At 61.2% G+C, this 12125-nt stretch carries 12 protein-coding genes; 4 read left to right on the plus strand and 8 right to left on the minus strand.

The genetic code is table 11. The annotated features are described in order from the left end of the window. Nucleotides 1-62 precede the first annotated feature (62 nt). The 4 genes from AACY31_RS11840 (at nt 63) to AACY31_RS11855 (ending at nt 3498) form a co-directional block, all read left to right on the plus strand. On the plus strand, nt 63-668 hold the full coding sequence (locus AACY31_RS11840) for an LPS-assembly lipoprotein LptE (RefSeq protein ID WP_339481892.1): 606 nt from the start codon (nt 63-65) through the stop codon (nt 666-668). A gap of 53 nt (nt 669-721) precedes the next feature. Continuing rightward, the gene (gene holA / locus AACY31_RS11845) at nt 722-1759 is read left to right on the plus strand and encodes a DNA polymerase III subunit delta (protein WP_204128065.1); all 1038 of its coding nucleotides are present in this window, start codon (nt 722-724) and stop codon (nt 1757-1759) included. 180 nt (nt 1760-1939) lie between these two features. Then, nucleotides 1940-2104: an alternative ribosome rescue factor ArfA gene (arfA, locus tag AACY31_RS11850; protein WP_003205882.1), complete on the plus strand. Its 165-nt coding sequence runs from the start codon at nt 1940-1942 to the stop codon at nt 2102-2104. Nucleotides 2105-2175: 71 nt separating this feature from the next. Next, entirely contained in the window at nt 2176-3498 is a 1323-nt protein-coding gene (locus tag AACY31_RS11855) for a lytic murein transglycosylase (protein WP_339504505.1), read from the plus strand. Between the two features lie 112 nt (nt 3499-3610). Here AACY31_RS11855 and AACY31_RS11860 read toward each other — a convergent pair whose 3' ends face one another. The 8 genes from AACY31_RS11860 to rodA all read right to left on the minus strand — a co-directional run bounded on the left by AACY31_RS11860 (nt 3611) and on the right by rodA (nt 12096). Further along, nucleotides 3611-4543 carry a S66 peptidase family protein gene (locus AACY31_RS11860; protein WP_339481887.1) on the minus strand — a complete coding sequence of 311 codons (933 nt, stop codon included), beginning with the start codon at nt 4541-4543 and terminating at the stop codon, nt 3611-3613. A 1037-nt stretch (nt 4544-5580) separates the two neighbouring features. After that, nucleotides 5581-6603, minus strand: a complete 1023-nt coding sequence (gene lipA, locus AACY31_RS11865; RefSeq protein ID WP_003205886.1) for a lipoyl synthase — start codon at nt 6601-6603, stop codon at nt 5581-5583. 1 nt (nt 6604) lies between these two features. Continuing rightward, nucleotides 6605-7252 (minus strand): lipoyl(octanoyl) transferase LipB, encoded by a 648-nt coding sequence (gene lipB, locus AACY31_RS11870; RefSeq protein ID WP_339492463.1) that lies wholly within the window; start codon nt 7250-7252, stop codon nt 6605-6607. Then, nucleotides 7252-7527: a DUF493 domain-containing protein gene (locus AACY31_RS11875; protein ID WP_339481885.1), complete on the minus strand. Its 276-nt coding sequence runs from the start codon at nt 7525-7527 to the stop codon at nt 7252-7254. The genes lipB and AACY31_RS11875 overlap by 1 nt, the downstream gene beginning before the upstream one ends. Before the next feature lie 81 nt (nt 7528-7608). Then, a complete protein-coding gene (locus AACY31_RS11880; RefSeq protein WP_339481884.1) occupies nt 7609-8766 on the minus strand; it encodes a D-alanyl-D-alanine carboxypeptidase family protein in 1158 nt (385 codons plus the stop codon). A 170-nt stretch (nt 8767-8936) separates the two neighbouring features. Next, nucleotides 8937-9965: a septal ring lytic transglycosylase RlpA family protein gene (locus AACY31_RS11885; RefSeq protein WP_339481883.1), complete on the minus strand. Its 1029-nt coding sequence runs from the start codon at nt 9963-9965 to the stop codon at nt 8937-8939. Beyond that, complete coding sequence (gene mltB / locus AACY31_RS11890) at nt 9965-10975, minus strand: lytic murein transglycosylase B (protein WP_339481882.1); 1011 nt, start codon at nt 10973-10975, stop codon at nt 9965-9967. The genes AACY31_RS11885 and mltB overlap by 1 nt, the downstream gene beginning before the upstream one ends. A 17-nt stretch (nt 10976-10992) precedes the next feature. Then, the gene (gene rodA, locus AACY31_RS11895; protein ID WP_339481967.1) at nt 10993-12096 is read right to left on the minus strand and encodes a rod shape-determining protein RodA; all 1104 of its coding nucleotides are present in this window, start codon (nt 12094-12096) and stop codon (nt 10993-10995) included. Nucleotides 12097-12125: the final 29 nt, after the last annotated feature.

Genomic DNA, 12125 nt, shown 5'->3' on the forward strand with positions numbered 1-12125 from the left:
CGCCGAATACAACCTGCGGGGTCGCATGGTCGACCCCTATAGGGTTCAAGGGGAGCAACAAGATGATCAAACGTAATCTGCTGGTAGTGGGCCTGGCGGTCCTGTTGAGCGCCTGCGGCTTCCAACTGCGCGGCACCGGTACCACCGAGCTGGCCATCACGGAACTGGACCTCAGCGCACGGGACGCCTATGGCGACACCGTCAAGATGCTGCGCGACACCCTGGAAAACAGCGGCGTGAAAGTCTACACCGGGGCCCCGTACAAGCTGGTACTGACCCGCGAACAGCAAAGCCAGCGCAGCCTGAGCTATGCCGGCGCCGGTCGTTCGGCCGAGTACGAACTGAGCAACGTGCTGAACTATGAAGTCCGCGGCCAGAACGACCTAGTACTGCTGGACGACAAGCTGCAGGTGCAGAAGGTCTACCTGCACGATGGCAACAACATCACCGGTTCCGACCAGGAGTCGAGCGAAGTGAGCGGCGAAATGCGGCGCGACCTCGTACAGCGCATGATGCTGCGCCTGCAACAGCTGAGCCCGACCCAACTGGAGCAACTGCAACAGACAGCCGACGCCAAGGCCAAAGCCGAAGCCGAAGCGCTGGAAGCGGCACGCGAGGCTGAAGCGCAAACGCCGCAACAGTCACCGATGCAGATCCCGGCTGAATAAGCCTTGCGGGGCGCTCCGGCGCCCCGCTCGCCTTCTCTTATGAACCGCGTGTTATGAAACTGGCCCCCGCCCAACTCGGCAAACACCTGCAAGGCGCCCTCGCGCCGGTCTATATCATCAGTGGCGATGACCCACTGCTGTGCCAGGAAGCTGCCGACGCCATCCGCGCCGCTGCACGCCAGCAAGGCTTCGACGAACGCCAGGTATTCGCTGCCGACGCCAGTTTTGACTGGGGCACGCTGCTGCAGGCCGGGGCGAGCATGTCGTTGTTCGCGGAAAAGCGCCTGCTGGAGCTGCGTTTGCCATCTGGCAAACCCGGAGACAAGGGCGCCGCTGCGTTGATCGAATATTGCTCACGGCCCGCCGAGGACACCGTGCTGCTCATCAGCTTGCCGAAACTCGACGGCAGCGCGCAGAAGACCAAATGGGGCAAGGCCCTGGTCGAAGGCCCGCAGACCCAGTTCGTGCAGATCTGGCCGGTGGATGTCAGCCAGTTGCCCAGTTGGATCCGCCAACGCCTGTCCCAGGCCGGCCTCTCGGCCAGCCAGGACGCAGTGGAGCTGATTGCCGCCCGGGTCGAAGGCAACCTGCTGGCCGCCGCCCAAGAGATCGAAAAGCTCAAGCTGATGGCCGAGGGCGGGCAGATCACCGTGGAAACGGTACAGGCTGCCGTGGCCGACAGTGCGCGTTTCGATGTCTTCGGGCTGACCGATGCGATCCTCAACGGTGAGGCCGCCCATGCCCTGCGCATGCTCGAAGGCCTGCGGGGCGAAGGCGTCGAACCGCCGGTGATCCTCTGGGCCCTGGCCCGGGAATTGCGCCTGCTGGCCAACCTTTCCCTGCAATACAGCCAGGGCGTACCGCTGGACAAGGCCTTCAGTCAGGCCCGCCCGCCTGTCTGGGACAAGCGCAAACCGCTGATGAGCAAGGCCCTGCAACGCTATTCCGCGTCGCGCTGGGCACAATTGCTGCTCGAGGCCCAACGCATTGATGCGCAGATCAAGGGCCAGGCCGCCGGCTCACCGTGGATGAGCCTCAGTCGCTTGTCGCTGTTGATGGCCGGCCAGCGGTTGACTCTGCCAGCTGAATAAAAGATCGCAGCCTTCGGCAGCTCCTACAGAAGTATGCATTTCCATTGTAGGAGCTGCCGAAGGCTGCGACTTTTTCCACTCTTGATCCTACAAATATCGCCTCCATTTACCCTATGGACAACGCCCCAACTCTGTCCCATGATTTGCCCCGCAAAACCCAACCCCACGAGAGTACCCACCATGAGCAAAAAGCCATCCAAGCATGGCCCCAACAAGGCCAAGTCCATCGTCGCCCAGCCCCTGTTCCGCAGCCGCCAGGAGCGACCCGCCAAGGGCAAAGGCAGCTACCGCCGCGAAGCCTTCCAGTCTGACAACTGGGAGGCTTCTTGCTTTCTGGCCGCTTGAAACACCGGACAAGCCCTATGCCCCTTTCGCATGTTAAGGTCAGCACCTGACTTGTATTTCTGGACCCGTGCATGCCCTCCTGTCTTTCCCATCGTTGGCCACTGCGCCAAATGATTGTTGCCACAAGCGTTGTCCTGCTTGTCGCCTGCGCCGAAAAGCCTACTGCCGCCGACGCCCAACCGCCCCAAACAACCCCCGCCGTGACCGCTCCGGCCATCGTGCCGCCTCTGGTGCCGACCGGTGAAGACCTGGCCATTGCGCCCACCCAAACCTTTGCTGAATGGCAGGCCGGGTTTCGCAAGGAGGCACTGGTCGCCGGGATCCGTGGCGACCTGTTCGACCGTGCGTTTGTCGGCGTCAGCCCGGACATGAGCGTAATCAAGGCCGATCGCAGCCAGCCGGAGTTCACCCGCCCCGTGTGGGAATACCTCGATGGCGCGCTGTCGCCACTGCGGGTCAACAAAGGCAAGAGCCTGATGCGGCAGAACGCCCAGATCCTGCAAAGCATCGAGCAGCGGTATGGCGTCGATCGCCAGGCGCTGGTGGCGGTGTGGGGCATGGAGAGCAACTTCGGCCAGTTCCAAGGCAGCAAGTCGGTGATCAACTCCCTGGCGACCCTCGCCTATGAAGGACGGCGCCCGGGTTTTGCCCATGCGCAACTGATCGCCGCGCTGCAAATCCTGCAACAGGGCGATATCACACCGGAAAAAATGCTCGGCTCCTGGGCCGGTGCCATGGGCCAGACCCAGTTCATTCCCACCACGTACAACACCCATGCGGTGGATTTCGACGGCGACGGTCGCCGCGACATCTGGGGCAGCGCCACCGACGCCCTGGCGTCGACCGCCCACTACCTGCAAAGCTCCGGCTGGCAACGCGGCCAGCCGTGGGGGTTCGAGGTCGATCTCGCAGAGGGCTTCGACTACACACTGGCCGATGGCACGATCCGCAAGCCCGTCTCCGAATGGATGCGGCTGGGCGTTTCAGAATATGGCGGCTTGCCGATAGCCCCCGATGACAGAGAGCTGTCGGCGTCCCTGCTCCTGCCGGCCGGCCATCGCGGCCCGGCGTTCCTGATCTTCGATAACTTCCGCGCCATCCTCAAGTACAACAACTCGTCGTCCTATGCCTTGGCGGTCGGGTTGTTGTCAAAGCGCTTTACCAACGGCGGGCTGGTCTATGGCCAGTGGCCCAAGGAGGACCTGCCCCTGAGCCGCAGCGAACGCATCGAGCTGCAAACCCTGCTGGGCAAGCATAACTACGACGCGGGCAACCCCGACGGCATCATCGGCGCCAACACCCGCAAGGCCATCCGCAGCGCCCAGCAGTCGTTCGGCTGGCCGGCGGATGGGTATCCGACGCAGCAGTTGCTGGAGGCGTTGCGTAGCCGCTGAATTGGCGTATGGCGACTACCGCTTTCGCGAGCAATCTCGCTCCCACAGGTGTTCTCGGTCAACCTGTGGGAGCGAGCTTGCTCGCGATGGCTGAGTTACAGACGCTACACGACTAGCGACTGACCACCACATCCTGCTCCAGCACCAACCTCTTCTCCCCCGCATCCAACCTCACCAACGCCCCCATGGGCAAGGTCAGGTTCGGATCGCAGTGCCCGCTGCGCCAGCCGGACAGCACCGGGATGCGCAATGGCTCGAAGGTCTGCTTGAGCAATCGGTTCAATGCCTCGATGTCGACCCCCGCCACATCCCCAACCAATACGCCGCGTAGCTGGTGCAATGTGCCGGCCAATCGCAGTTGAGTCAGCAGACGATCGATGCGATACAGCGGTTCGTTGACGTCTTCGATGAACAGGATCACCCCTTCGGCGTCGATTTGATAAGGCGTGCCCATGGTCGCGGCAATCATCGACAAGTTGCCGCCCAGCAGACGTCCGTGGGCGATGCCCGGCTCGACGGTGGTCAACGGGTAGGCGGCGGGATGGTTCAGCGCGCTACCGGCCTTCAACTGACCACGCAGCAGGCTGAAAAACGAGGTGACGGTAGGGGGTTCCTTGTCGCCCAGCAGATCGGCGTTGAGCAGCGGGCCGTGAAAGGTCACGAAGCCGGCGTAACGGCTGATGGCCAGGTGCAGGGCGGTGATGTCGCTGTAGCCTACGAATGGTTTGGGGTTGAGCTTTAAGAGCTCGAAATCGATACGATCGAGTAGACGGGGCGTGCCGTAGCCGCCGCGTAGGCAGATGATGGCTTTGACTTCTGGGTCGGCGAAGGCGGTGTGCAGGTCGTTGAGACGTACTTCGTCGCTGCCGGCCAGGTAGTCGTTCTTTTCATAGACGCCCGGAAATATTCGCAGCTCATGACCCCTTGCACGCATCCATTGGATGGCTTTTCCCGTGTCCAGGGGGGCGGGGCCGGCGGGGGCGATCACGGCGATCAGGCCTTCTTGAGGGAGGGCTGGGACGGGGTGGTGTGGGGTTAGGGCCATGGGATTCCCGGGTTGTTGCTTAGTGTGTATATCCGTTTTTTGTGTAACGGCGGCTTATGGTTCCGCTCTTACAGCGGGTCACTTTTGGAAGAGCGCCAAAAGTAACCAAAAACGCTCTGCCCCACCACTCGGTGCCTCGCCTAGGCTCGGCATGCCCGAACGAAGGCATTGCTCCGTGGGCCCGCCGCGAAGGGCCATCCATGGCCCAGCGCGGCTATCCCGGCATCCATGCCGGGATGCCCACTGCGCAATGCCTGCGTTCGGCCAGCGTGGTTTAACGGGGCGCCCAGATCAAGATCAAGATCCAAAGCAAAGCAAAGCAAGAGCGGGGCATGTTCAGTATCTATGTGGCTGCGCCACCGCTATCGCGAGCAAGCTCGCTCCCACATTGGATCTTCAGCAGCCACACAATTCATGTACACCGCAGATCCCCTTTGTGGGAGCGAGCTTGCTCGCGATGAGGTCGGCAGATCCAACATCTTCATCGACTGTGACATCGTCTTCGCGAGCAGGCTCGCTCCCACATAGATGCTCGGCAGCCACAAAATGCATATACGCCGCAGAACCCTGTGGGAGCAAGCTTGCTCGCGATGAGGTCGGCACATCCAACATCACCGCAAACTGACACATCGCTTTCGCGAGCAAGCCCGCTCCCACATAGATGTTCGGTAGCCACAAAATACATATACGCCGCAGCCCCCTGTGGGAGCGAGCCTGCTCGCGATGAGGCAGGCACATCCAACATCACCGCAAACTGACACACCGCTTTCGCGAGCAAGCCCGCTCCCACAGGAGAAACGCGGTCCCACCAATAACCAGGTCGGCTCTAAGGCCGCCTCGCTTTGGCTTTTGATCTTGATCTGGGGCGCCCCGTTAACCACGATGGCTGAACGCAGGCATTGGTTCGTGGGCGAGGCACCGAGTGGTGGGGCAAGAGCGTTTTGGTTACTTTTGCGCTTTTCAAAAGTGACCCGCCGTAAGGGCGGAACCATAAGCCGCCATTACACAAAAAACGGATACACACCCCACCCAAAAACTCAGGAACCCAGAAGCTCAGCCTTGACCAACTTAGCCTGCTCATCCGCATGATACGAAGACCGCACCAAAGGCCCCGAAGCCACGTTCTTGAAGCCCATCTTGTACCCCTCCTCAGCAAACCAGGCAAAGGTATCCGGATGCACAAAACGCTGCACCGGCAAGTGGCTACGGGAAGGCTGCAGGTACTGGCCCAAGGTCAGCATGTCAATGTCATGCTCACGCATGCGCTTCATGACTTCGATAACTTCCTCATCAGTCTCACCCAAGCCCAGCATCAAGCCAGACTTGGTCGGAATGTGCGGCATCATCTGCTTGAAGCGCTGCAGCAAGGTCAGCGACCACTGATAGTCCGAACCCGGACGCGCAGCCTTGTACAGGCGCGGCACGGTTTCCAGGTTGTGGTTGAACACATCCGGTGGCTCGGCGGCGGTGATTTCCAGGGCGATGTCCATGCGGCCACGGTAATCGGGCACCAGGGTTTCCAACTGGACGTTCGGCGACAGCTTGCGGATCTCGCGGATGCAGTCGGCAAAGTGCTGGGCACCGCCGTCACGCAAGTCGTCACGGTCCACCGAGGTGATGACCACGTACTTGAGCTTCAAGTCGGCGATGGCGATAGCCAGGCTTTCCGGCTCGTTGGTGTCCAGCGGCTTCGGACGGCCGTGGCCGACGTCACAGAATGGGCAGCGCCGGGTGCAGATGTCTCCCATGATCATGAACGTGGCGGTGCCGCCGGAGAAGCACTCACCCAGGTTCGGGCAGGAGGCTTCTTCGCAGACGCTGTGCAGCTTGTGCTTGCGCAGCAGGGCCTTGATCCGGTCGACTTCCGGAGACACCGGGATGCGCACGCGGATCCAGTCAGGCTTCTTCGGCAATTCGGTGGTCGGGATGATCTTGACCGGGATGCGTGCAACCTTCTCGGCGCCGCGCAGCTTGACGCCGGCCTCTACCTTGGCACGTGGGGCCGGACGTTCGGTGACGTCCTGCGTCGGGATAATGGTTTGCACTGCATCAGTAGTCATATCAGTCGATTCCGCCCGTGAGGGTCGTCTGCTCAGCATAGTCGAGGTGTTTGACGAGCTGCGCGCGCAGCCGGGCACTTACCTCGGCAAATTCAATCGATCCTGTGTGCTCGCTCAACTGGGTCATCGCCAGTCCCGCGTAGCCACAGGGATTAATCCGTCGAAATGGCGCAAGGTCCATGTCCACGTTCAGCGCCAGGCCATGAAACGAACAGCCGTGGCGGATTCGCAAACCCAGGGACGCGATTTTCGCACCGTCGACGTAGACACCCGGCGCATCCGGCTTGGCCGCCGCCGTCACACCGTAGCTGGCCAGCAACTCGATCAGGCATGTCTCCATGCGGGTGACCAACTCGCGCACGCCAAATCCCAGCTTGCGCACATCCAGTAACAGGTAGGCGACCAGTTGACCAGGGCCATGGTAGGTCACCTGCCCGCCCCGGTCGACCTTCACCACCGGGATATCCCCCGGAAGCAACAGGTGCTCGGCCTTGCCGGCCTGGCCCTGGGTGAACACCGGTGGGTGTTCCACCAGCCAGACTTCATCGTCGGCGGTGGTGCCGCGTTCATTCGTGAAGCGTTGCATGGCCTGCCAGACCGGCTCGTAAGCCATCGTGCCCAGCTCGCGAAAGCCCAGCGTGCCCGGCATCACAACACCATGTGCACGAAACCGGTCGCGCGCAGCTCGCTGTTGATGTCGTAGAGCTGTTCCTGGCCAGTGGCAATGATGTGCAACTGGATCGTCGTGTACTTGCCGTTGGTACTCTGGCGCTCCGCCAGGGTCTTATGGTCAACGGTGGCATGTTTTTCAAGGATCGCAATGATCCGGTCCTTGAAACCCACACCGGTGTCGCCGATGACCTTGATCGGATAATCCACGCAGGGGAATTCGATCTTTGGCGCTTTTACTTCAGAGTCTGTCATGGGGTAACGGCCTCGTAAGCCGTGGTAACGCACATGGCCCCGTTCCGGATAGGAACGAGGCCATGCAGGTCAACACTTCAATCAGTTGAACAAGCCGTAGAAGAATAGACGGATGCTATCCCACATGCGGCGGAAGATACCACCTTCCTCGACCGCGTCCAGAGCGATCAGGTCGGCGCTGTGCACCACTTTGTCGTCCAGTTTGACTTCGACTTTACCGATCACGTCGCCCTTGGCGATGGGAGCGGTCAGTTGCGGGCTCATGGTCATGCTGGCAGCGAGCTTCTTGAGCTGGCCTTTAGGCAAGGTCATGGTCAGGTCCTGGGCCAAGCCGGCTTTGACCTGGTTGCTGGTGCCTTTCCAGACCTGGGCCTGGGCCAGTTCGGCGCCCTTCTGATAGAAGGTTTGGGTTTCGAAGAAACGGAAACCGTAGGTCAACAGCTTCTGGGTCTCGGCGGCACGGGCCACTTCGCTGTTGGTACCGAAGACGACGGCGATCAGGCGCATGCCGTCACGGACAGCCGAAGACACCATGCAATAGCCAGCTTCTTCGGTGTGGCCGGTCTTCAAGCCATCAACGGTCTTGTCGCGCCACAGCAGCAGGTTACGGTTAGGCTGCTTGATGCCGTTCCAGAGGAATTCCTTCTGGGAGTAGATGGCATAGTGCGCCGGGTCTTCGTGGATGATCGCCCGTGCCAACAACGCCATGTCGTGAGCCGACGAATAGTGCTCAGGGTTCGGCAGACCGGTAGGGTTCATGAAGTGGCTGTTGGTCATGCCCAGGTCGGCCACGGTTTTGTTCATCATGTCGGCGAACGCATCTTCGCTGCCGGCGATGTGCTCGGCCAGAGCGACGCTGGCGTCGTTGCCGGACTGGATGATGATGCCGTGCAGCAGGTCGCTGACGGTCACTTGCGAACCGACCTTGATGAACATCCGCGAACCGCCGGTACGCCAGGCGTTTTCGCTGACGGTCACCAGATCGTTTTCACCGATCTGGCCACGACGGATTTCCAGGGTGGCGATGTAGGCGGTCATCAGCTTGGTCAGGCTGGCCGGTGGCAGGCGCTGATCACCGTTGTTCTCTACCAGGACCTCGCCGCTGCTGGCATCCATGAGTACAAAGGATTTGGCGGCCAATTGAGGAGGCGCAGGCATCATCTCGACCGCGAACGCGGCCGGAGAGAGAAGCAGCGGAACTAGCAGGCAAAGGCGTTTGGCAAAGGTGGTGATGTTCATCCGTCTCTCGAAATCGCTAATGGGACTGCCCGAAGGCAAAACTAAAACAGGCAACCTTCTGACGGGTCGCCGCGTATTTAAGTTGCTCGCTCACATCCCTTGCCGGGCTTTTGTTATGCGTGGAGCCAACAACCTGACCCACTCGAACCACAAGTGGGTCCTCAATCACATCATTCTGCGCTGACCAGGCTCGGCGAACCGAGATTGGCCAAGCGCACACTGTTCTGCACTTGCTGGACTTCACCCGGAGAACCGATCGGTCCCAAGCGCACGCGATGCAGTGTCTGCTGGTTGCGCACGATCGAGCTGACGAACACCGGGGCGCTCACCATCGAGCTGAGCTTCGACCTCAGCAACTCGGCAGCGTCCGGGTTGGCGAACGCGCCCACTTGCAGATACTGGCCAGACGCTGTTGCAGAAGCGTTTTTTTTTGCATCCGGCTGAACGGGCACTACGGCCGCCGCGTGCTGCTGCGGCGGTGGCGTCCACTGCTCGACCGTACCGGTGGACGCCGACACGGACGGCGCGGCATTTTGCGCCACTTTCGGTTCGTTAAGCACCAAAGGCGCCGGACGGCCGCGCTGGGCCCACCATTGCTGCGGGTCAATACCTTCGACCTTGACCCGGGCGGTGCCTATTTCAGCGTAATCGAGTTTTTTCGCCGCCGCATACGACAAGTCGATGATGCGGTCGGAATAGAACGGCCCACGGTCATTGACCCGCAGGATCACGCTCTTGTTGTTGTCCAGGTTGGTCACCCGCACATAGCTGGGCAGCGGCAAGGTCTTGTGGGCCGCGCTCATGCCATACAGGTCATACACCTCGCCGTTGGCGGTGTTCTGGCCGTGGAACTTGGTGCCATACCAGGACGCCGTGCCCGAGGCCACGTAGCTCTTGGAGTCAGCCATCGGGAAATAGGTCTTACCCAGCACCGTGTAAGGGTTGGCCTTGTAGGGGCCGGTGTGCAGGGTCGGCGTGGCGTCGGGAATGCGCGAAACGTCCACGTCCCACCACGGCGCGCCGTCCTTGTGGGCCCGGTTGATGTCCAGGCCGGGGGGCGAGCCGCGCACGGCGGTGGAGTTTTTCTGGGCCGGCGCGCGGCTGGTCGAACAACTGACGACCAACAACGACAGCGCGGCCAACGCCACGAGCTTGAGGGATTTGGCTTTCAGGGGTAGATAGGTAGGCAATGCCCGCATTATTTGACGCCCCGTGCTTTGATCAGCTCTTCAGACAGTTGATATACGGCCATGGCGTACATCACGCTGCGGTTATAACGCGTAATCGCGTAGAAATTCTTCAGGCCCATCCAGTATTCGGGGCCTTGTTCGCCTTCCAGGCGTATCGCAGTGACCAGCATGTCGTCACGCAGCGCATCATGACTCGACCAGCCCAACGCCCGCAACTCCCCGACGGTTTTCGTCGGCTCGATGCCCTCGGTCAGGCCCTCGTCCACCTGCTCGCCACGCACGTCGGCACGGCTGACCACTGGCTGCCCGGCTTCCCAGCCGTGGCGCTTGAAATAGCTGGCAACACTGCCGATGGCATCGGTCGGGTTGGTCCAGATATTGATGTGACCGTCGTCGTCGAAATCCACCGCGTAAGCGCGAAAACTGCTGGGCATGAATTGCGGCAGGCCCATGGCCCCGGCATAGGAACCCTTGAGGGTCAGCGGGTCGACCTGCTCTTCGCGGGCCAGCAGCAGGAACTCGCGCAGCTCCTTGCGGAAGAATTCGGCGCGCGGCGGGTAATCGAAACCCAGGGTCGACAGCGCGTCGATCACCCGGAAATTCCCGGTATTACGGCCAAAGAAGGTCTCGACGCCAATGATGGCCACAATGAACTGGGCCGGTACGCCGTATTCCTGCTCGGCACGGGCCAGGGCCGCCTCGTGCTGGCGCCAGAAGTCCACGCCCCGGGCGATACGCGCCTGGCTGATGAACATCGGCCGGTACTCATGCCACTGCTTGACCCGTTCGGCGGGCCGGGAGATGGCGTTAAGGATCGACTGCTTGCGCTCGGCCTCGCGAAACACCCCCATCAGCTGCTCACCGGCAAAACCGTAGTCGCGGGTCATCTCACCGACGAATTCGGCCACCTGCGGCGAACCTTCGTATTCGCCAGCCTGGGCCTGCGACGCACCGCCCAAGAAGCCGACCAGGCCGATCCACGGTGCATATCGCGTCGACCAGCCACGCATTGCTTGCATTGAACTCTTCACCTTATTCAAACCTGCGCGATCCACTTGCGATGCGTATGAATCGACATCAAGACCCCAAACGCTGACAGTAGTGTCACCAGCGAAGTTCCTCCGTAGCTAATGAATGGCAACGGAACCCCCACGACCGGTAACAGGCCACTGACCATACCGATGTTGACGAAAACATAAACAAAAAATGTCATGGTCAGGCTGCCTGCCAGCAATTTACCGAACAACGTCTGGGCCTGGGCGGTGATCACCAGCCCACGGCCAATCAGCAGCAAATAGATCAGCAGCAGCACGCAGATGCCCACCAGGCCGAACTCCTCGCCCAGCACGGCGATGATGAAGTCGGTGTGGCTTTCCGGCAAAAAGTCCAGGTGCGACTGGGTACCCAAAAGCCAGCCCTTGCCGAACACCCCGCCGGAGCCGATGGCGGCCTTGGACTGGATGATGTTCCAACCGGTGCCCAGCGGATCGCTCTCCGGGTCGAGAAAGGTCAGGACTCGCTGCTTCTGGTAGTCGTGCATCACGAAGTACCACATGGCCACCGACACCGGTACGGCAATGGCCATGACGCTGAGGATCCAGCGCCAGCGCAACCCGCCCATGAACAGCACGAAGGCGCCGCCGGCCAGGATCAGCAGCGAAGTGCCAAGGTCCGGCTGGCGCACGATCAGGATGAACGGGATGCCGATCAGCAACAGGCTGATGCACACGTGCTTGAGGTGCGGCGGCAGGCTGCGCTTGGACAGGTACCAGGCAATGGTCGCCGGCATGATGATCTTGAGGAACTCCGAAGGTTGGAAGCGGATCACCCCGGGAATGTTGATCCAGCGGGTGGCGCCCATGGCGTTGTGGCCCATCACGTCCACCACCACCAACAGGCTCACGCCCACCACATAGGCCAGCGGCACCCAGCGCGCCATGAATCGCGGCTCGAGCTGGGCGATGACGATCATTGACACCAGACCGATGCCGAACGAGGTGGCCTGCTTGGCCAGCATGTCCCAGTTCTTGCCGCTGGCCGAATACAGCACGAACAGGCTACCCGCGGCCAGGGTCAGCAGCAGCAGCAGCAACGGACCATCGATGTGCATGCGCTGTAACAAGGTGGCACGGCGGCGCATCACATCCTCACTGGAGAGGATCCGGTCGA

It is taken from the genome of Pseudomonas sp. RL_105y_Pfl2_101, from assembly GCF_963970585.1.
In the GTDB taxonomy this organism is placed as follows: Bacteria; Pseudomonadota; Gammaproteobacteria; order Pseudomonadales; family Pseudomonadaceae; genus Aquipseudomonas.